This is a genomic window from Streptomyces sp. NPDC031466 (assembly GCF_055581265.1).
In genome coordinates, this window is record NZ_JBVIJT010000003.1 from 190,434 (window position 1) to 210,305 (window position 19,872).

At 72.8% G+C, this 19,872-nt stretch carries 15 protein-coding genes; 10 read left to right on the forward strand and 5 right to left on the reverse strand.

Translation table 11 applies throughout. The features are described from left to right. Positions 1-57 precede the first annotated feature (57 nt). Complete coding sequence (locus ACZ5GP_RS06860; protein ID WP_468749780.1) at positions 58-2,526, forward strand: SpoIIE family protein phosphatase; 2,469 nt, start codon at positions 58-60, stop codon at positions 2,524-2,526. A gap of 166 nt (positions 2,527-2,692) precedes the next feature. Beyond that, entirely contained in the window at positions 2,693-3,418 is a 726-nt protein-coding gene (locus ACZ5GP_RS06865) for a class I SAM-dependent methyltransferase (RefSeq protein ID WP_468749781.1), read from the forward strand. Positions 3,419-3,425: 7 nt separating this feature from the next. Here ACZ5GP_RS06865 and ACZ5GP_RS06870 read toward each other — a convergent pair whose 3' ends face one another. Next, positions 3,426-4,271: a rhamnogalacturonan acetylesterase gene (locus ACZ5GP_RS06870; RefSeq protein WP_468749782.1), complete on the reverse strand. Its 846-nt coding sequence runs from the start codon at positions 4,269-4,271 to the stop codon at positions 3,426-3,428. Between the two features lie 159 nt (positions 4,272-4,430). On the opposite strand from ACZ5GP_RS06870, the gene ACZ5GP_RS06875 reads away from it, so the two are divergent. From ACZ5GP_RS06875 to ACZ5GP_RS06885, 3 genes are all read left to right on the forward strand, one after another. Continuing rightward, on the forward strand, positions 4,431-4,694 hold the full coding sequence (locus tag ACZ5GP_RS06875) for a hypothetical protein (RefSeq protein WP_468749783.1): 264 nt from the start codon (positions 4,431-4,433) through the stop codon (positions 4,692-4,694). Positions 4,695-4,820: 126 nt separating this feature from the next. Beyond that, positions 4,821-7,031 (forward strand): RNA polymerase recycling motor ATPase HelR, encoded by a 2,211-nt coding sequence (gene helR, locus ACZ5GP_RS06880; protein ID WP_468749784.1) that lies wholly within the window; start codon positions 4,821-4,823, stop codon positions 7,029-7,031. 74 nt (positions 7,032-7,105) lie between these two features. After that, complete coding sequence (locus tag ACZ5GP_RS06885; RefSeq protein WP_468750149.1) at positions 7,106-7,846, forward strand: 3-keto-5-aminohexanoate cleavage protein; 741 nt, start codon at positions 7,106-7,108, stop codon at positions 7,844-7,846. 174 nt (positions 7,847-8,020) lie between these two features. On the opposite strand, the gene ACZ5GP_RS06890 is transcribed toward ACZ5GP_RS06885, so the two are convergent. The 4 genes from ACZ5GP_RS06890 to ACZ5GP_RS06905 all read right to left on the reverse strand — a co-directional run bounded on the left by ACZ5GP_RS06890 (position 8,021) and on the right by ACZ5GP_RS06905 (position 12,373). After that, on the reverse strand, positions 8,021-9,052 hold the full coding sequence (locus tag ACZ5GP_RS06890) for a LacI family DNA-binding transcriptional regulator (RefSeq protein ID WP_468749785.1): 1,032 nt from the start codon (positions 9,050-9,052) through the stop codon (positions 8,021-8,023). After that, a complete protein-coding gene (locus ACZ5GP_RS06895; protein WP_468749786.1) occupies positions 9,049-9,963 on the reverse strand; it encodes a carbohydrate ABC transporter permease in 915 nt (304 codons plus the stop codon). The genes ACZ5GP_RS06890 and ACZ5GP_RS06895 overlap by 4 nt, the downstream gene beginning before the upstream one ends. Then, complete coding sequence (locus ACZ5GP_RS06900) at positions 9,960-10,853, reverse strand: carbohydrate ABC transporter permease (RefSeq protein WP_468750150.1); 894 nt, start codon at positions 10,851-10,853, stop codon at positions 9,960-9,962. Before ACZ5GP_RS06900 ends, ACZ5GP_RS06895 begins: the two co-directional genes overlap by 4 nt. A gap of 197 nt (positions 10,854-11,050) precedes the next feature. After that, positions 11,051-12,373, reverse strand: a complete 1,323-nt coding sequence (locus ACZ5GP_RS06905; RefSeq protein WP_468749787.1) for an ABC transporter substrate-binding protein — start codon at positions 12,371-12,373, stop codon at positions 11,051-11,053. 206 nt (positions 12,374-12,579) lie between these two features. On the opposite strand from ACZ5GP_RS06905, the gene ACZ5GP_RS06910 reads away from it, so the two are divergent. From ACZ5GP_RS06910 to araD, 5 genes are all read left to right on the forward strand, one after another. Beyond that, on the forward strand, positions 12,580-14,601 hold the full coding sequence (locus ACZ5GP_RS06910; RefSeq protein ID WP_468749788.1) for a beta-galactosidase: 2,022 nt from the start codon (positions 12,580-12,582) through the stop codon (positions 14,599-14,601). Between the two features lie 166 nt (positions 14,602-14,767). Next, a complete protein-coding gene (locus ACZ5GP_RS06915; RefSeq protein ID WP_468749789.1) occupies positions 14,768-16,327 on the forward strand; it encodes a glycosyl hydrolase 53 family protein in 1,560 nt (519 codons plus the stop codon). A 136-nt stretch (positions 16,328-16,463) separates the two neighbouring features. Then, on the forward strand, positions 16,464-17,141 hold the full coding sequence (locus tag ACZ5GP_RS06920; protein ID WP_468749790.1) for a GntR family transcriptional regulator: 678 nt from the start codon (positions 16,464-16,466) through the stop codon (positions 17,139-17,141). Further along, positions 17,138-18,040, forward strand: a complete 903-nt coding sequence (locus ACZ5GP_RS06925; protein ID WP_468749791.1) for a dihydrodipicolinate synthase family protein — start codon at positions 17,138-17,140, stop codon at positions 18,038-18,040. Before ACZ5GP_RS06920 ends, ACZ5GP_RS06925 begins: the two co-directional genes overlap by 4 nt. Beyond that, positions 18,037-19,788 carry an L-arabinonate dehydratase gene (gene araD / locus ACZ5GP_RS06930; protein ID WP_468750151.1) on the forward strand — a complete coding sequence of 584 codons (1,752 nt, stop codon included), beginning with the start codon at positions 18,037-18,039 and terminating at the stop codon, positions 19,786-19,788. Before ACZ5GP_RS06925 ends, araD begins: the two co-directional genes overlap by 4 nt. Positions 19,789-19,872 lie beyond the last annotated feature (84 nt).

Consider the following 19,872-nt stretch of genomic DNA (forward strand, 5'->3'; position numbering starts at 1 on the left):
CGTACGGTGGTTGCCGGTGGCCCAGATCTTGCGCCGCCGCGGGAAGGAGCATGCGCCATGGAGCGAGGCACTCCGGACGAGCCGGTGACGACGGGTGCCGTGGCCGGCCGCATCCCGCTGGCCGTGGTCGTCGTGGACGGCGCGGGTCTCGTCTCGCACTGGAGTGTCGGCGCGCGCCGCCTGTTCGGGTACCCCAAGGAGGAGGCCGTGGGCCGCCCCGCGGGCGACCTGCTCCCCGTCCACGGCGCGCTCCCCGAGGACCGCGAGCCCTGCGGGGCGTACGACGGTCTCGGCCCCGACCTGGAGACCTCCCTCGGCGGAGGGATCTGCTACCCGGCCGCCGGACGGGCCCGGCTGGCCGGACCGGGGCGCGCGGACGGGCGGGTCGACGTGCTCTGGTGGGCCTACCCGCTGATCGGACCCGGCCCCGAGCGGCTCCTCGTGCTCGCCGCCGACACCGCCCGACTGGCGCCGTCCGACAGCGAGGACGGCGCGGACGAGCGCGGCGAGCAGGTCGAGCGGATCACGCCCGGCTTCGCCCTGCACACCGACTTCCCCGGCGCCGCGGAACTGGCGGGCCGGCTGCCCGAGATCCTGCCGAGCATGAGCGTGGACGAGAGCTCCCGCATCGTCGCCCAGGTGCTCGAACTGGGCTATCCGGTCCTGGAGTTCAGCCGGCAGGACCGGATTCCCGTCACCCCCGACTGGGGCGTGGCCCGCCGGGCCGAGCGCAAGGCCCGCAAGCGGCGCGCCGAGCAGGCCGCCGCCCGCGGACTGCCGACGGACGCGCACGGCGCGAGCGGCGTGGACGACGAGGGCGAGGACCTCGAATACGCGGCGGTGCGCGAGCGCCTGGAATTCCTCAACGAGGTCAGCGGCCGCATCGGCTCCTCGCTCGACCTCTCGCACACCATCCTGGAGGTCAGCCGGGCCGTCGTGCCGCGGTTCACGGACGTCGCCGGCACCTATCTGCGCGAACAGGTCGTCGCGGGCGAGGGCTTCCCCGAGGGGCCGCCGGACGAGACCACCCTCTGGCACCGGGTCGCCGTGGAGCACACCGACGAGCCCGGCCGCTGGGACGACGTGGTGCCGGTCGGGGAGTCCATGCCCTTCCCGGCCCACACGCCGTTCTTCCAGTGCATGACCTCGGGCGACCCGGTGCTCGTACCGCGCATCACCGAGGAGATGGGCAACGCCATCGCCTCCCAGTTCGAAAAGCGTGACATCCGTCCGCTGATCAACCACCGCTCGATGCTCGTCGTACCGCTGAAGGCCCGCAACGTGGTGCTCGGCTTCATGATCCTGCTGCGCCACCGCGAGCGGCCCGTCTTCAACGACATGGACCGTGTCACCGGCGCCGAACTGGCCGCGCGGGCAGGCCTCGTGCTGGACAACGCCCGGATGTACACCTACCAGGAGTCCGTCGCCGACACCCTCCAGGACAGCATGCTGCCGCACATCCGGCCCCGCATGTCCGGCTGCGACATCGCCACCCGCTACCTGCCCGGCACGCTCCTCGGCCGCGTCGGCGGCGACTGGTTCGACTCCGTCAAGCTGCCCGGCTCCCGCACCGCGCTCGTCGTCGGCGACGTGATGGGCCACGGCCTGAACTCCGCCGCGATGATGGGCCAGATGCGCACGGCCGTACAGACCATGGCCGCCCTCGACCTGCCGCCCGAGCAACTCCTGCGCAACCTCGACGACCTCGCCCAGCGCCTCGGCGAGCACTACCTCGCCACCTGCCTCTACGCGGTCTACGACCCGATCGCGGGGGAACTCCACCTCGCCAACGCCGGCCACATCCCGCCCGTGCTCGTCCGCGCGGCGGACGGCCGCAGCGAACTCCTCGACCTGCCCACCGGGGCGCCCATCGGCGTCGGCGGCGTCCCCTTCGAGTCCGTCCGCGTGCGGGTGGCGCCCGGCGACCGGCTGCTGATGTGCACCGACGGCCTCGTGGAGGTGCGCGGCGAGGACATCGGCGTCGGGCTCGCCACGCTCACCGAATCCGCCGCGCACCCCGCCGCCTCCATGGACGAGGCCTGCGACACGATCATCCGGGCGCTCGCCGCGACCTTCCCCGACACGGCCGGCGGCGGCCGCAAGGACGACGTGGCGCTCCTGATGGCCCGGCTGAACGGCATCGCCGCGCACGACGTCGCCCACTGGCGCCTCGCCCCCGACCCGGGCGAGGTGGGCCGGGCCCGCCGGCTGATCCGCGCCCAGCTGCGGACCTGGGCCCTGGACGCCCTCGGCGACAGCGCGGAGCTGCTCGTCAGCGAGCTGGTCACCAACGTCGTGCGGCACTCCCGCAGCAGCCGTCTCGACCTGCGCCTGGTGCGCTCCGGAACGCTGCTGTGCGAGGTCGAGGACGACGACCACACCCTCCCCACGCTGCTCGGCGCGGGCCCCGGCGACGAGTTCGGGCGCGGCCTGCGGGTCGTCAGCTCGCTCGCCAAGGAGTGGGGCACGAGTCGGACGAACTCCGGCAAGACGGTCTGGTTCGAACTGGCGCTGCCCCGCCGGTAGCCGGTTGAAGCGGGGCGTGCGGAGCGCGGGCCCGGCGGGGGAGGGGCCGAGTGCGCCGTGCGAGGTGGTACGGGATTGTACGGGTGCCTTGCCCGGGGGCCCGGGGAGCGGTAGACCGATCTTGTCGTCGGCTTCGGCGGCTGTCGTCGCACCCTGGGGAGCTGGCATGAGTGTCACGAGGCGGTATCGCGAGGCGTGGGAGGCGTTCTGGCGGGCGGCGCCCGACGAACCGGGGTCCGTCTTCTGGGACGCCGAGCCCGCTCTGACCGTCGGCCCCCAGCTGGCCCTGTTCGAGCCCTGCCTGGCGGCGGCCGGACTGCCCCTGGTGGACCTGGGGTGCGGCAACGGCACCCAGACCCGCTTCCTCGCCGACCGCTTCCCGCGCGTCCTCGGCGTGGACCTGTCCGCCGCCGCCCTCGCGCACGCCCGGCTCGCCGATCCCGCGGGGCAGGTGGACTTCCGGCAGCTCGACGCCGTGGAGAAGGGCGAGGCGGAGCAGCTGCACGCCGAGCTGGGCGATGTGAACGTCTATATGCGCGGTGTCCTCCACCAGTGCGAACCGGACGACCGCCAGCCGCTCCTCGACGGGGTCGCGACGCTGGTCGGGGAGCGCGGCAGGGCCTTCCTCGTCGAGCTGTCCGAGGCGGCGAGGCCCGTCCTGCTGGGCCTCGCGCGGCGCCCCGAGGGCGTGCCGCCGAAGCTCGCCCCGGTCTTCGCCCACGGCCTCACGCCCGCCGAGGTGACCGACGAGGACGTGCCCGCGTACGTCGCCGGCGCCGGCCTGCACATTGTGGCGTCCGGTGAACTCCCGCTGCACACGACGGAGTTCACCGCGGACGGCACGCGCATCGAACTGCCGTCGAAGTGGCTCGTGGTGGGTCGCGCGATATGACGAGGTGTCAATGGGACCCGACGTGAGCCGCGGGCACCACCTCACCGGACAGGGGCAGGCCGAGCCCGGCGACGGCCCGCGCGACCAGGCGGGCCATCCGCGCGGCTCCGTACTCCTGGAAGTGCGTGTTGTCCTGCACGCCCGAGGGGTAGTTCGGGTACTGCCCGGGCGTGAGCCACAGGAACACCTTCTTCGCGGCCTCCGCGCCGATCCCGTCCAGGTAGGCGCGGGAGAGTGCGGACAGGTCGACGAGCGGGGCGTTCTCCTCCGCGGCCACGGCCTTGGCGGCCGCCACATAGGCGGGGAAGGAGACGTTGAACCGGCCGGTGGACGGGTTGTAGTCGCGGCGTGAGACGGGGGTGACGACGACAGGCGTCGCCCCGCGGGCCCGGGTGGCGCGGATGTAGTGCTCGCGCAGGTACTCCTTGTAGTCCGCCGGAGGGGTGTAGCGCTCGGGCCTGCTCGCGGTGGCGTCGTTGTGCCCGAACTGCATGAAGAGATGGTCGCCCGGCTTGATCAGCCGGTGGATGGTGGCGAGGCGCCCCTGCTCGATGAAGGAGCGCGAACTGCGGCCGCCGATGGCGTGGTTGGCGACGGTGACCGCCGGGGTGAAGTGGCGGTGCAGCAGCTGGCCCCAGCCCGCCTGGGGGAAGGAGGAGGCGTTGTACGTCTGCGCCGTCGAGTCGCTCGCTATGTAGAGGGTGGTGGCAGCGGCGGCCGGGTGCCCGGCGGCCCGGGCGCCGGGTGCGCGCAGTACGCCGAGCCCGGCGAGGCCGAGCGCGGCGGCGCCGCCCGTGAGGAACCGGCGGCGGGCGGTGGGGGAGGCGGGCGGGACGGTCGCTGGGCGGTCCATGAACCACTCCTGGGGTGGGGGGGCTTCGAGGGGACGGTCAGTGGTTGCCGCCGGGGCCCGAAAGGTTGCGGGGTGCGGTGCGGGAAGTCGCGGGGGTGCGGTGCGGGAGAGCACGGGGCGCGGCGCGGGGGGAAGGGGCGGATCGCCTCCTGGCGGGCCGTGGACCTCCCCGCGCAGCTGCGCTCCCCCGCAGCGCGGCTGGACGTGCCGCTCATCGACCTGACGGCACTGACCGGGCAACGGGTCGAGAGGCTGGGCCCCGACGCCTCGAAACCGCTCTACCTCTACCGGGAGGCACGGGACAACACGCACACGTCGGTGCTGGGAGCCACGGAGTTCGCGGCACTGGTGCACGGGGAGCTCGCGGGAGGGCCGGCTCACCCGGCGGGACGTCTGGCTCACGGAGAACCGGCGGGAGGGTGAAAGGCGCCTGCACACTCCTCGCCACTCTCAACTTATAGCGCACCAGGGGGCTTGCGGCAAGGCCCCCTCGGTGCGGCAAAATCCCGGTTCTCACGCCACGACCTGCGAAAACGGGAGAACCACGAAGTGCGCTCGCCTGCCGAAGCCCCTGTCACACCGCCTGCCCCCGTCTCCACCAACGACAGCGCGTTCGATCTTCCCGACCACCTCGCCCCGAAGGCCGATCCGGCACTGATCGCCGGCGACGAGCGGCACTTCGCCGCCGTGGCGGCGTGCCTCGAAGAGACGATCACCGAGCTGTCCGAGCGCCTGGAGGCCACCCGCAAGGCACCCGGCGGTATCGGCCGCGAGGCGATGGACCGGGACGCGGAGATCCACCGGCTGACCGCACGCCTGCGGGCCCTGCGCCGCTTCGGCCTGGACCTGTGCCTCGGCCGCGTCGTCGGCGAGGACGACGCCGAGCCCGTGTACATCGGACGGCTCGGCCTCACCGACGGCACGGGGCGCCGGCTGCTCGTCGACTGGCGCTCCCCGGCGGCGGAGCCGTTCTTCGCGGCCACGCACGCCCACCCCGCCGGTCTTGTCAGCCGCCGCAGATACCGCTGGACCCGCGGCCGGATCAGCGACTACTGGGACGAGGTGTTCACCGCCGGGGGCCTCGAAGGACACGCCGCGCTCGACGACCAGTCCGCCTTCGTCGCGAGCCTCGGCTCCAGCCGCTCCAGCCGGATGCGCGACGTGCTCGCCACCATCCAGTCCGACCAGGACGCGATCATCCGCGCGGGCTCCCGCGGCGCCCTCGTCGTGGACGGCGGCCCCGGCACGGGCAAGACCGTCGTCGCCCTGCACCGCGCCGCCCACCTCCTCTACGCCGACCCCCGCCTCGGCCACCGGCGCGGCGGGGTGCTGTTCGTCGGCCCGAGCCGCCCCTACCTCGCCTACGTCGCCGACGTCCTGCCCAGCCTCGGCGAGGAGGGCGTGCAGACCTGCGTCCTGCGCGACCTGGTCGCCGAGGGCGCCACGGCCGCCACCGAGAGCGACCCGCGGGTGGCCCTCCTGAAGGCGTCCGCGGACATGGTGCGGGCCATCGAGCCGGCCGTCGGCATCTACGAGGAGCCGCCCACCGAGGGCATGACCGTCTCCAGCCACTGGTCCGACCTCTGGCTGAGCCCCGACGACTGGGCGGCGGCCTTCGCGGCGGTGGAACCGGGCACCCCGCACAACGAGGCGCGCGAGCAGATCCGCGAGGAACTGATCACGATCCTGCTGGACAAGGACGACAGCGACGCCCCGCCGCACCTCCTGCGCCGCTCGCTGCTCCAGGACCGCGAGCTGGTCACCACCCTCGACCGCGCCTGGCCCATGCTGGAGGCGAGCGACCTCGTCGGCGACCTGTGGACGGTGCCGGCCTATCTGCGCAAGTGCGCCCCCTGGCTCACCCCCGACGAGGTCCGCAGCCTGCAGCGCGCGGACCCCGCGGCCTGGACGGTCTCCGACCTGCCCCTCCTGGACGCGGCACGCCGCCGCCTCGGCGACCCGGAGGCCTCCGCGCGCAAGCGGCGGCAGGACGCCGCCGTCGCCGCCGAACGCGCCCGCCGGGCCGACGTCATGGACAGCCTGCTCCAGAACGTCGAGATCGACGAGAGCGAAGGCGCGCTCGGCATGCTGCGCGGACGCGACCTCCAGGACAGCCTGATCGACGAGAGCGCGCTGCCCACCGCCGAACCGGACCTGCTCGCGGGCCCGTTCGCGCACATCATCGTGGACGAGGCGCAGGAACTGACCGACGCCGAGTGGCAGATGCTGCTCCAGCGCTGTCCGTCCCGGAGCTTCACCGTCGTCGGCGACCGCGCCCAGGCCCGGCACGGGTTCACGGAGTCGTGGCAGGAGCGGCTGCGGCGGGCCGGGCTCGGCCGCGTCAGTGTGACCTCACTGAGCATCAACTACCGCACCACCGCCGAGGTCATGGCCGAGGCGGAGCCCGCGATCCGGGCGGCGCTCCCGGACGCCAACGTGCCGACGTCCGTCCGCAGCGCCGGTGTTCCCGTCGTCCACGGCCCCGCCGCCGACCTGGAACAGGTCCTCGGTACCTGGCTCGCCGCGCACGCCGACGGCATCGCCTGCGTCATCGGCGCCCCCGGGTTCCGGGAGAGGCCCCGCGTGCGGTCGCTGACGCCCGAGCTGGCCAAGGGGCTGGAATTCGACCTGGTCGTCCTCGTCGACCCCGACGCGTTCGGCGAGGGGATCGCGGGAGCGGTCGACCGTTACGTCGCGATGACCCGCGCGACGCAGCAGCTCGTCGTCCTCACGAGTCCTCACGACTCCCTGAGGCCCTGAGAAACCGTCGTCGTGGACGTCGTCCGGGCCGTCCGCCGAGGTGGATGTCGGCGGCACATGGCAGAGTCTCGCCCATGCTTCAAGTGTGTTTGAACGGGGCCCGTGATCGGAGCGAGTGCCGCTCTCTTCCGGTGACGGCCGAAGAGCTGGCCGCCGAGGCGAGGAGAGCTGTGGCAGCTGGTGCCGAGGACGTTCACCTGCACCCCAAAGATGCCGACGGCCGTGATTCCTTGGCCCCTGAGTCGGTGGCCGAGGCGGTCGCCGCTGTGCGTGCCGCTGTGCCGAGGGAAGTGCGGGTCGGAGTGACCACGGGGGCGTGGGCGGCCCCCGATCCGCAGCACCGGGTCCGCCTCATCCGCTCGTGGTCGGTGCTGCCCGATCACGCCTCGGTGAACTGGCACGAGGAAGGCGCCGAGGAGGTGGCCTCTGTGTTGCTGGACCTTGGCATCGGTGTCGAGGCAGGCATCTACTCCGGTACCGAAGCGGCCCGCGGATTCCTTGCCTCCCCGCTTGCAGTCAGGGTGTTGCGCGTGCTCGCCGAGGTCACCGACACCGACCCCGGAACGGCGGGGGCCACCGCCGCGGACCTGGTGAAGGAGCTGGGCGAAGAACTGGCGACGCCCGTGCTGCTGCACGGGGAAGAAGGCGGGGCATGGCCGGTCCTGCGGATTGCCGCACAGCATGGTCTGGACGCCCGGATCGGCCTCGAGGACGTCCTGGTACTGCCCGACGGCTCCCCGGCCGGGGACAACGCCGCGCTCGTGCACGCCGCGCGAGGTCTTCTGCGGGCAGGGCGGGGAACGGGGACCCGGTGAGCCTGCCGGTGTTCGAAGAAGTCTCGACCCGCGTCGCTCGCCCGGGTCGCCCACCCGGGTGTTCGCCGGACGCGGGGGCGGCCTCCGTGTGATCACGCGCGAGGAAAGAGCCGCTGCGGCCTCCGCGGGTCAGAGCGCCTTCTGGGCGCCGAGGGCCGCCGCCCCCTGCGGACATCAGGCGGAGCCCCGCCGCACCAGTTCCGTCGGGAGGATCACCGCCGCGGGCTCCTCGCCGGCGATCTGGGCGAGCAGGACCCGCACCATCTCCGAGCTGATCCGGTCCCACGGCTGCCGGATCGTGGTCAGTTCCGGATGGGCGCCGAGGGCCGCCGACGAGTCGTCGAACCCGCCGACGGCGATGTCCTCGGGCACCCGGCGCCCGGCCCGCTGGAGCGCCCCGACCGCGCCCTGCGCCATCAGGTCGGAGGCGACGAACAGGGCGTCCATGTCCGGGGCGCGGCGCAGGAGTTCGACGGCACCCGCCTCGCCGCCGGCCCGGGTGTAGTCGCCGGAGGCCACGAGAGCGTCGTCGGCCCGCACCCCGGCCTCGGCGAGGACCTCGCGGTAACCGGCGAGGCGTTCCGTGCCGCCCGGGGTGTCCAACGGGCCGGTGACCATGCCGACCCTGCGGCGTCCCAGCGAGAGCAGATGGCGGACCATGTCGCGGGCCCCGTCCCGGTCGTCGGCGGCGACATAGGCCACCTTCGACGCCTGGCCGAGCGGCTTTCCGCAGGCCACCAGGGGTACGCCCGCCTCGCGCAGCCGGGCGGCCAGCGGGTCCCCGGAGTGGCTGGAGACCAGCAGGACACCGTCGACGTGGCCGGCGGTGATGTAGCGCGTGATGCGCCGCCGCTCGCCCTCGGTGCCCGCGATCATCAGGAGCAGCGGGATGTCGTGCGCGGCGAGCGCCTGGGTGCAGCCGCGCAGCAGGACGTTGAAGTTCGGGTCTTCGAAGAAGCGCTCCTGCGGCTCGGTGAGCAGGAAGCCCACGGAGTCCGAGCGGCCGGTGATCAGGGAGCGGGCGTGCCGGTTGACGACGTAACCCGTCCTGCGGATGGCGGAGTCGACCGCCTCCCGCGCGGCGGGGCTGACGTAGTGCCCGCCGTTGAGCACGCGGGAGACGGTGCCGCGCGAGACGCCCGCCTCCCGCGCCACGTCATGGATGGTCGGCGCCTTGCGGCGCTGCTCCGGCTTGCTCATGGTCATGACTTTACGGCGCCCGACAGCAGGTCGAGGCTCCAGAAGCGCTGGATCACCAGGAACAGCGCGATCAGCGGGATGACGGCGAGCAGGGCGCCCGTGATGACGAGGGTGTAGAGCGCCGGGGTGTTGGAGCCCTGTTCGAGGAGCGTGAAGAGGCCGAGTGTGATGGGGAACTTCTCGTCGTCGCTGAGCATGATGTAGGGGAGCAGGAAGTTGTTCCAGACGGCGACGAACTGGAACAGGAAGACCGTCACGAGCCCCGGCACCATCATCGGCAGCGCGATCCGCGTGAAGATCCGCCATTCGCCGGCCCCGTCCATCCGCCCGGCCTCGACCACGTCACCGGGCACGGCCGCGGCGGCGTAGATCCGCGCGAGGTAGACGCCGTACGGGGACAGGACCAGCGGCAGCAGGACCGACGCGTAGGAATCGGTGAGGTCCGCCTTCGCGAGCAGCAGGTACTGGGGGACGGCGAGGATGACCGGGGGCATCAGGACGCCGGCGAGCAGGATGTTGAAGACGCTCTCGCGGCCGCGGAAGCGGTAGACGGCCAGGGCGTGGCCGGCGAGGGCCGAGACGGCCGTGGAGAGCAAAGCGCCGAGACCCGCGTAGAGGGCGGAGTTGAGCATCCAGCGCCAGTAGACGCCGTCGCGGTAGGCGTTCAGATCGGCGATGTTCCCGGTGAATCCGGTGCCGGGCAGGAAGGTGAAGGTGGAGAACAGCTCACTGCCCGACTTGGTGGAGGCGACCACCACCCAGGCGACGGGCAGCAGGCAGTACAGGGCCCCGAGCAGCAGCGCGGCGGTCGGCACGAGGGCGACGCGGCGGGGCGCGGGCGGGCCCTGGGCGGTTCCCGGGGTGGCGCCCGCGGCCGGCGCGGACTTGCGGCTCTTGTCGAGCACAGGAGAACTCATCGTGCTTCCCCTTGTTTCGTGCGGGAGTTGGCGACGCGCAGGAAGCCGAAGGACAGGACGAGCGTGACGACGGCGATGAGCACGGCGGTGGCGGCCGCCGAATGGATGTCGCCCTTGCCGAAGGCGTCCTGGTACACCTTCATCAGCGGACTCCAGGTGGTGGGCACGGAGTTGGTGAGCGGTTTGAGCGTGGTCGGCTCACTGAAGACCTGGAGCGTGGCGATGATCGAGAAGAAGAAGGTGAGCACGAGCGAGGGCGCCACCATCGGGATCTTGATGCGCAACGCGGTCTGCAGCGGTGAGCAGCCGTCCAGCTTCGCCGCCTCGAACACCTCGGCGGGGATGGCCCGCAGCGAGGTGTAGATGACGATCATGTTGAAGCCGGTGCCGCCCCAGACCGCGATGTTGGAGAGCGCGAGGTAGAGCGGCCCGCCGTCGAGCAGGTCCGGCTGCGGCAGCCCGAGCCTGTCGAGGACGTAGGAGAAGGGGCTGACGTCCGGCAGGTAGAGGAAGCCCCACAGCAGCGCGGCGACGACGCCCGGCACGGCGTACGGCAGGAAGATCGCGAGCCGGGTGAAGGAGGTGAGCCGTACCCGCTCGCTGTCGAGCATCAGCGCGAAGAGCAGGGCGAGGCCGAGCATCACGGGGATGACGATCGCGCCGTAGCCGAGGACGCGCAGCGCGCCGTGCAGGAGTTCGGGGTCGGTGAGGGCGGCGGTGTAGTTCTCCACGCCCGCCCAGACCTCGCTGCGGGCATTGCGGCCGAGGCCGAGGCCGGAGACCTCGACCTTGTGCAGGCTGAGCCAGAGCGCGTAGCCGATGGGCAGGGTGAAGAAGAGGGCGAAGAGGAGGGCCGCGGGGAGGAGGAAGCCGTACGGGGCGCCCCTCAGCCCGTACGACGTCCGGCGAACCGCCCTCGCTCCGGACGGCCCGCGGGGGGCCGCCCGTGCCTCGGAAGCCCCGGAGGCCTCAAAGACCCCGGCGGCTTCCGAATCCCCGGAGGACGCAGAGGCCTTGGAGACCCCGGCGGCTTCGGACGGCCCGCGGCGGGGCGCCGCCCCGTGCGGCTGGTCTCGCGTCGGGGTCGTCACCGCGCGACCTCGAAGCCCTGCTTCTCCAGGTCCGCGACCGTGCCGTCCTGCATGGTCCGCAGGGCGGCGCCGAAGTCCGACTTGTTCTTGGCGGCCGAGCCGAAGGCGTCCCTGAAGGTGGTGTAGGCGACGTTCACGTTCGGGCCCCAGGCGCCGGGGGCGGTGGTCTTCGCGATGTCCGCGGCCTTCGCGTAGAAGCCGGGCTGGTTCGCGAAGTGCGCCGGGGCCTTCGCGAGCGCGCCGCCGGTCTGGGCGTCCGTGGCGGCGGGGTAGACGCCGCTCTCCTCGACGAGCGCGGCGAGCGCCTTCGGATCGGTGTTCAGCCAGCTCGCGAACTTCGCGGCGGCCACCTTGTGCTCCGAGTCCGTGGTGACGGCGGTGGAGGAGCCGCCCCAGCTGCCGGTCACCGTGTCGCCGGAGTCCCACTGGGGGAGCGGGGCCATGGCCCACTTGCCCTTCGTGTCGGGCGCCGCGGTGGTGAGGGTGCCGGGCGCCCAGACGGCGCTGACCCAGGCGAGCTGCCTGCCGGTGTTGAGCGCCTTGTTCCAGGAGGGCGTGTACATGGGCTGGTTGTCGATGGCGCCCTCCTTCACGAGGCCGCCCCAGAAGTCGGCGACCTTGCGCGTGGCCGCGTCGTCGATGCCGACCTTCCACTTCTCGCCCTTGGTGGTCCACCACCGGGCGCCGGCCTGCTGGGCGAGTCCGGCGAAGAGGCCCGCGTCGTTGGCGGAGAAGGTGGTGAGGTCCTTGTCCGGGGCCTTCTTCTTCAGCGCCCGGGCGGTGTCGGCGAACTCCCGCCAGGTCTTCGGGACCTTGAGGCCGTACTTCTCGAAGAGGTCGGCGCGGTAGTAGAACATCATCGGCCCGGCGTCCTGCGGCACCGCGTACACGGCGTCCGTGCCGAGCGTGGTCTGCTGCCAGATGCCCCGCGCGAACTCGCCCTTCACGTCGCCGACCTCGCCCGATATGTCCGCGAGGGCGTCGTTGCTGACGAGGGTGGGCAGGGTCTGGTACTCGGCCTGCACGAGGTCGGGTGCCTGGTGGGCCTTGTGCGCGGTGAGGATCTTGGTGACCAGGTTGTCGCCCGAGGCCTGCTTCTTGACGGTGACCTTGATCTGCTCGTCCTTGCCCGGGCCCTTGTTCCAGAGGTCGACGACCTTGTCCATGCCGGGCGCCCACGTCCAGTACGTCAGTGAGACCGGGCCGCCGCCGGCCCCGCCGGCGTCGTCGTCGGACGAACCGCAGCCGGCGAGGGCGGTGGCGCCGAGGGCGAGGACGACGGCGGTCGCGGCGAGGCGGCGTGGCGTGTTCTGCGGCATGGATCTTTCTCCCCTGAGCTGGGCCCCGCCTGCTGCGGGTGCCTGCCATGCTTCTGTGAGCGTTCACAGTAGAGAAACATCCAGGACACTTGTCAATGGTTGTAACTCTGCAGTTATGTTGGCCCGACGCCGCTGACGGCGTATGTGTACGTTCACAGATCCAACGGCCCCATCGGGCCAGTCGTTCGCATCTTCGGGAGAGATCCATGCCGGACCACGCCCCCAAGGGCCTCGCCCGCCTTGCCTTCGGCGGGGACTACAACCCCGAGCAGTGGCCGGAATCCGTCTGGCACGAGGACGTCGCCCTGATGCGGGAGGCCGGCGTCACCATGGTGAGCGTCGGGATCTTCTCCTGGGCCCTGCTCGAACCGGCCCCCGGCGTCCACGACTTCGGCTGGCTCGACCGCCTGATCGACCTGCTGCACGCGCACGGCATCCGCGTCGACCTCGGCACGCCGACGGTGGCGCCACCCGCGTGGTTCTACCGCGCACACCCCGAAGCACTGCCCGTCACGGCGGAAGGCGTCCGCCACGAGTTCGGCTCACGCGGCGCCATCTGCCACAGCGACCCGGCCTACCGCGCCGCCGCTGCGGACATCACCACCCGGCTCGCCGTCCGCTACGCCGACCACCCCGCCCTGGCCCTGTGGCACGTGCACAACGAATACGGGGTGCCCGTCTCCGCCTGCTACTGCGACGGCTGCGCCGCTCACTTCCGCCGCTGGCTGGAGCACACCTACCAGACCGTCGAAGCCCTCAACGAGGCCTGGGGAACGGCCTTCTGGGGCCAGCGGTACGCCGACTTCGGGCAGATCAACCCGCCACGCGCCACGCCCACCGTCGGCAACCCGGCCCAGGCCCTGGACTACCGGCGCTTCGCCGACGCGACGATGCGCGAGAACTTCGTCCGCGAGCGCGACATCCTGCACCGCCTCGCGCCGGGCATCCCCGTCACCACCAACTTCATGACCGCCCTCAGCCAGTGCGACTCCGTCGACTACTGGGCCTGGGGCCGCGAGGTCGACCTGGTCTCCAACGACCACTACCTGATCACCGACGGCCGCCGCACCCACGTCAACCTCGCCATGGCCGCCGACCTGACGCGCTCCGTGGCGGGCGGCGCGCCCTGGCTGCTCATGGAACACGCCGCGGGCGGCGTCAACTGGCAGCCCCGCAACCCGGCGAAGGCGCCGGGCGAGATGGCCCGCAACTCCCTCGGGCACATCGCGCGCGGCTCCGACGGCGCCCTGTTCTTCCAGTGGCGGCAGTCCCGGCGCGGCGCGGAGAAGTTCCACTCGGCGATGCTGCCGCACGCGGGCACCGATTCGCGGCTGTGGCGGGAGGTGGTGCGGCTCGGCTCGGACGTCGGCGCGCTGGCCGGGCTGCGCGGCACCCGCACCGTCGCCGACGCGGCCATGCTGTGGGACTGGCACTCCTGGTGGGCGCAGACCCTGGAGTGGCGGCCCAGCGAGGACCACGACGCCCGCGAGCGCGCCGACAGCTTCTACGAGGCGCTGTACGACCGGCACCTCACGGTCGACTTCGCGCACCCGGAGACCGACCTTCGCGCCTACCCCCTGGTCGTCGTGCCCGCCCTCTACCTCGCCACCGAGGCCACCGCGCGCAACCTCCGTTCGTACGTCGAGGGCGGCGGCACGCTCGTCGTCTCGTACTTCTCCGGCATCGTCGACGAGCACGACGCCGTGCACCCGGGCCCCTACCCCGGCGCCCTGCGCGACGTGCTCGGGCTGACCGTCGAGGAGTTCTCGCCGCTGCTCCCGGGGCAGCGGACGCGGATCACCGGCCCCGGCGGCGCCGAGCTGTCCGGCGACGTGTGGAGCGAGCGCGTCGTGCCGCGCGGCGCCGAGACGGTGTGGACGTACGCCGACGGGCTCACCGCCGGGCAGCCCGCCGTCACCCGGCACGCGCTCGGCGCGGGCGCGGCGTGGTACGTCTCGACGCGGCTCCCGGCGCGCGACCTGGACACGATCCTGGCCGCCGCCTGCGCGGACGCCGGGATCGAGCCGCGCCCCGAACTCCCGCGCGACGTCGAGGTGGTGACCCGGACGGGCGACGGCGGCACGTACCTCTTCGCCATCAACCACACCGGCGACGAGGTGAAGGTGCCGCTGACGGCCCCCGGCGGCGAGCTGCTCACCGGGGAGCGCGTGGCGGGCCGGCTCGCGGTGCCCGCCGGGGCCGTGCGCGTGGTGCGCCTGGACGGCTGACCGGCCCTCCCCTTTGCTCCGGTCGTGGTCCGTGGGGGACTGCCGGCCGGACGGCGGCGGCGCCGCACCCGACCTTCGTACGGCGCCGCCGCACCCCTCCTCTCCCCGATCGCCGACCGCGGCGCGGGTACTCCTCAGGTACCGCGAAGTCGAAGGGACATCGACGATGCACGGCAACAACGGAACACCCACCACCGCCCCGGCCCGCAGAGCCGTGCTGGCCGCCGCCCTCGGGGGTGCCGCCGCCCTGGCGCTGCCCGCGCAGGGCGCGCGAGCCGCGAGCGGCCTCGCCAACGGCGGGTTCGAGAGCGGACTCGCGGGCTGGTCGGCGTACGGCGCCGGTGGCGCCGCGTTCACGGAGGCGCAGGGCCGCGGCGGCGGGCTGCGGCTCTCCCACTGGGCGTCCTCGGCCTACCGGACCGAGACGTACCAGTACCTCACCGGTCTGGCCGACGGCCCTTGGACGCTGACGGCGTGGGTCCGCTCCAGCGGTGGGCAGAACTCCGCCTACATCGCCCTCAAGAGCGGCGGCTCCGAACAGCGCGCCGACCTGCCGCCCACCTCGAACGGCGGCTGGATCCGCCTGGTCACCTCGGTCCGGGTCACCGGCGGGGCCTGCACCGTCCGCCTCGTGTCCGACGCGCACGCGGGGGAGTGGGCCAACTTCGACGACATCACCCTCACCCCTGGGTCGACCGGCCTGGCCGTCAAGGGTGGTGACGTGTCGACGCTCGCGAAGAACGAGGCGCACGGCGCGACCTACCGCTACGCGGACGGCACGAGCGGCGACGCGCTGGCGATCCTGGGCGCCGCGGGCATGAACTACGCGCGCCTGAAGGTATGGGTGAACCCCGCCGACGGCTACAACAGCAGGGCGAAGGTCCTCGCCGTCGCCCGGCGGGTCAAGGCGCGCGGCATGAAGCTGCTGATCGACTTCCACTACTCCGACACCTGGGCCGACCCGGGCAAGCAGTACAAGCCCGCCGCCTGGGCCGCGCACGGGTACGACCGGCTGACGAAGGACGTGTACGACCACACGTACGACGTCCTCGCCGCACTGAAGGCGCAGGGGACCACGGCCGACATGGTGCAGATCGGCAACGAACTGAACGCGGGCATGCTCTGGCCCGAGGGCTCCACCGACAACTGGGCCCAGCTCGCGGGCCTGTTGAAGTCCGGGGCCCGGGCCGCGAAGGACGTCTCCTCGGGCACACGCGTCGCCCTGCACCTCGCCAAGGGCGGCGACAACGCGGGCACGCGCTGGTGGTTCGACCAGGCGCTCTCCCACGGAGTGCCCTTCGACGTCATCGCCCTGTCCTACTACGGCTACTGGCACGGCCCCCTGGACGCCCTCCAGGCCAACCTCGACGACGCGGCGGCCCGTTACCGCAGGCCCGTCCTGGTCGTGGAGACCGCCTACGCGCACACGCTGGCCAACGCCGACGACCTGGAGAACAACGTCGCGCGACCCGACCAGCTCGCCGCCGGCTACCCCGCCACCCCCGCCGGGCAGGCGGCGAACCTCCGGGACGTCATGAACGTCGTGGAGGCCGTCCCCGGCGGGCGCGGACTCGGCGTCGTGTACTGGGAGCCCGCCTGGACCGCCGTCGAGGGCAGCGGCTGGGACCCCGCCGACCCCGTGTCCGGCAACGCCTGGGAGAACCAGGCATTGTTCGGCTACGGCCGACAACTCCTGCCCGCAGCGCGGCTGTTCGGACACCGCTGAACCACCGGCTCCCAGCGGAATCCGTCGCACTTCTTTTGTCGGAAGCGTTGACGAACCCCGGGCGCCCTCTTAGCTTCGACGCGTCGTACTTCGTACGTCATATATGAGACGCGATATGCGAGATCTGAGGGTGCCCATGACGTCCGTCCCGACTCCCGCCCCGGCCTCGGCGCCGCCCCCGGTCCCGATCCCCTCGCGCACGCAGTTCGTGCTCGACTCGATCAAACACCGCATCCTGACGGGCGAGTTGAGACCGGGCCAGCCCTTGATCGAGACGGAGCTGGCCCGCGCGTACGGGGTCTCCAAGACGCCCGTGCGTGAGGCGCTGAAGACCCTCGCGGGCACCGGGCTCGTCGAGATGAGCCAGTACAAGGGCGCAACCGTACGCACCGTCGACGCCGCCATGGCGCGCGAGGTCTACGACGTACGGCTGCTCCTGGAGCCCGAGGCGCTGCGCCGCACCGTGCTGCGCGGCGCCCCCCTCGAAGCCGCCCGCGAGGCCCTGGCGCGGGCCGCCGCCGCCGATGACGCGGCCGAACGCTCCCTGGCCAACCGGGAGTTCCACCGTGCGCTGTACGTCGACTGCGGAAACCCGCTGCTCGGGCGGCTGCTCGACGGCGTCCGGGACCAGGCGGCGCTCGTCTCCGCCGTGGCCTGGGCCGCCGACCCCTCGTGGGCGCGTGAGGCCACCGAGCACGAGCAGATCCTGCGGCTCGCCGTCGCCGGCGACCAGGACGGGGCCGCGCGCGCCCTGCACGACCACATCGAGTCGTTCGTGAGCCGTGCCTTTCCCGGAGAAGGGGAACTCCAGTGACGTTCGAGACGCAGCGCACCGCACTCGCCGACGTCGTGGCGATCCCGGTGACGCCCTTCACGCGGGACGGCACCCTCGACCGGGCCGCCCACGAGGTGATCCTGCGACGGCTGCTCGACGGCGGGGTGCGCACCCTGACCCCGAACGGGAACACCGGCGAGTTCTACGCGCTCTCCCCCCAGGAGCGGCGCGAGGTCATGGAGTTGACGGCAACTCAGGCGCGCGGGCGGGCCGAGGTGCTCGCCGGGGTGGGGCACGACCTCCCCACGGCCGTCGCCGGCGCCCGGCACGCCGCCGAACACGGTGCGAGCATGGTCATGGTCCACCAGCCGGTGCACCCCTACGTCTCCGACGCGGGCTGGGTCGCCTACCACCGGGCAATCGCCGAGGCCGTTCCGGATCTGGGGGTCGTCCCCTATCTGCGGGACGCGGGCCTGCCCGGCGCCCGCCTCGCCGAACTCGCCGACCACTGCCCCAACGTCATCGGCGTGAAGTACGCCGTGCCGGACGCCGCCCGCTTCGCCGGGTTCGCCCGCGACGCGGGACTCGACCGCTTCGTGTGGGTCGCGGGGCTCGCCGAGCCGTACGCGCCCTCGTACTTCTCGGCGGGCGCCACCGGCTTCACCTCGGGGCTCGTGAACGTCGCCCCCGGCCTTTCGCTGCACATGATCGAAGCGCTTCGGTCCGGCGACCACCCCCGGGCCATGAAGGTGTGGGAGCAGATCCGCCGCTTCGAGGAACTGCGCGCGGCCGACGGCTCCGCGCACAACGTCACCGTCGTCAAGGAGGCCCTCGCCGTACTCGGCCTGTGCCGCCGCGACGTGCGCGCCCCCAGCAGCCTGCTGCCGGACGCCGAACGGGCCGAGGTCGCCGCGATCGTCGCGGGGTGGTCCCTGTGACGGCGTCGGCGGACGGCGAGGGCGAAGGGCGGCAGCTGCGCAGCGCCCAGTGGTTCGGCGACAGCGTGTCCGCCGGGCTGCGCTCCTTCAGCCACCGCGCCCGCACCCGCCAACTCGGCTACCTCCCCGAGGAACACCTGGGCAAGCCCGTCATCGCCGTCCTCAACACCTGGTCCGACATCAACCCCTGCCACTCCCATCTGCGGGAGCGCGCACAGGCCGTCAAGCGCGGCGTCTGGCAGGCGGGCGGCTTCCCGCTGGAGTTCCCGGTCGCCACCCTCAGCGAGACCTTCCAGAAGCCCACCCCGATGCTCTACCGCAACCTCCTCGCCATGGAGACCGAGGAACTGCTCCGCTCCTATCCCGTGGACGGCGCCGTGCTGCTCGGCGGCTGCGACAAGACGACGCCCGCGCTGCTCATGGGCGCGGCGAGCGTCGACCTGCCCGCCGTCTTCGTGCCCGCGGGCCCGATGCTGCCCGGCCACTGGCGGGGCCGCACCCTCGGCTCGGGCACCGACATGTGGAAGTACTGGGACGACCACCGCGCCGGGCTCATCGGCGACTGCGAGCTGGGCGAACTGGAGAGCGGCCTGGCGCGCTCGGCGGGCCACTGCATGACCATGGGCACCGCCTCGACGCTCACCGCGGCGGCGGAGGCACTCGGCGTGAGCATGCCCGGCGCCTCCTCGATCCCGGCGGTCGACTCCGGGCACGAGCGGATGGCGGCGGCGTCGGGACTGCGGATCGTCGACCTCGTACGCGAGGACCGCAGGCTGTCCCACATCCTGACGCCCGACGCCTTCGCGGACGCCGTCACCACGGTCCTCGGGCTCGGCGGCTCCACCAACGCCGTCATCCACCTCATCGCGATGGCCGGGCGCGCCGGGGTGCGGCTCACCCTGGACGACTTCGACCGGACCGCCCGCACCGTGCCCGTGCTCGCCAACGTCAGACCGGGCGGCGAGCGCTACCTGATGGAGGACTTCCACTTCGCCGGCGGGCTCCCCGGCTTCCTGTCGCGCATCACCGACCTGCTGCACCTGGACCGGCCCACCGTGGCCCACGACACCCTGCGCGAACAGCTCGCCGGGGCCCGCGTGCACGACGCGGACGTCATCCGCACCCGGGCCGACCCGGTCGCGCGGGAGGGCGGCGTCGCCGTCCTGCGCGGCAACCTCTGCCCGGACGGCGCCGTCATCAAGCACATCGCGGCCGAGCCCCGGCTGCTGCGGCACACGGGCCCCGCCGTCGTCTTCGACGACTACCGCACGATGCAGCGCACCATCCACGACCCGGCCCTTCGCATCACGCCCGACCACGTCCTCGTCCTGCGCGGCGCGGGCCCCCGGGGCGGCCCGGGCATGCCCGAGTACGGGATGCTGCCGATCCCCGACCACCTGCTCAAACAGGGCGTACGGGACATGGTGCGGATCTCCGACGCGCGGATGAGCGGCACCTCCTACGGGACGTGCGTGCTGCACGTCGCACCCGAGTCGCATGTCGGCGGGCCGCTCGCGCTGGTGCGCACCGGGGACCTGATCACCCTCGACGTCGCGGCTCGCAGCCTGCGCCTGGAGGTGCCGGACGAGGAGCTGGCCCGCCGCCGCGCCGCGTGGACGCCGCCGCCCGCCCGCCACGAGCGCGGGTACGGCGCGCTCTACGCGGAGCAGATCACCCAGGCCGACACGGGCTGCGACTTCGCGTTCCTGGCGAGGCCGGGCACCGTGCCGGACCCGTACGTCGGCTGACCTCTCGTCAGCGTCTGCTCGCCACCGTCTGCTCGTCACCGTCCGTCCGTGTCCGCCCTCGCCCGTCCGGCATCTCGAACGCCG

What these genes read in the sequence shown, in the direction of transcription:
- ACZ5GP_RS06870 (WP_468749782.1), bottom strand. Translation starts at nt 4,271, where the DNA reads ATGGACCGCCCAGCGACCGTCCCGCCCGCCTCCCCCACCGCCCGCCGC.
- ACZ5GP_RS06865 (WP_468749781.1), top strand. Translation starts at nt 2,693, where the DNA reads ATGAGTGTCACGAGGCGGTATCGCGAGGCGTGGGAGGCGTTCTGGCGG.
- ACZ5GP_RS06890 (WP_468749785.1), bottom strand. Translation starts at nt 9,052, where the DNA reads ATGACCATGAGCAAGCCGGAGCAGCGCCGCAAGGCGCCGACCATCCAT.
- ACZ5GP_RS06860 (WP_468749780.1), top strand. Translation starts at nt 58, where the DNA reads ATGGAGCGAGGCACTCCGGACGAGCCGGTGACGACGGGTGCCGTGGCC.
- ACZ5GP_RS06905 (WP_468749787.1), bottom strand. Translation starts at nt 12,373, where the DNA reads ATGCCGCAGAACACGCCACGCCGCCTCGCCGCGACCGCCGTCGTCCTC.
- ACZ5GP_RS06895 (WP_468749786.1), bottom strand. Translation starts at nt 9,963, where the DNA reads ATGAGTTCTCCTGTGCTCGACAAGAGCCGCAAGTCCGCGCCGGCCGCG.
- ACZ5GP_RS06910 (WP_468749788.1), top strand. Translation starts at nt 12,580, where the DNA reads ATGCCGGACCACGCCCCCAAGGGCCTCGCCCGCCTTGCCTTCGGCGGG.
- ACZ5GP_RS06915 (WP_468749789.1), top strand. Translation starts at nt 14,768, where the DNA reads ATGCACGGCAACAACGGAACACCCACCACCGCCCCGGCCCGCAGAGCC.
- ACZ5GP_RS06885 (WP_468750149.1), top strand. Translation starts at nt 7,106, where the DNA reads ATGCTTCAAGTGTGTTTGAACGGGGCCCGTGATCGGAGCGAGTGCCGC.
- ACZ5GP_RS06920 (WP_468749790.1), top strand. Translation starts at nt 16,464, where the DNA reads ATGACGTCCGTCCCGACTCCCGCCCCGGCCTCGGCGCCGCCCCCGGTC.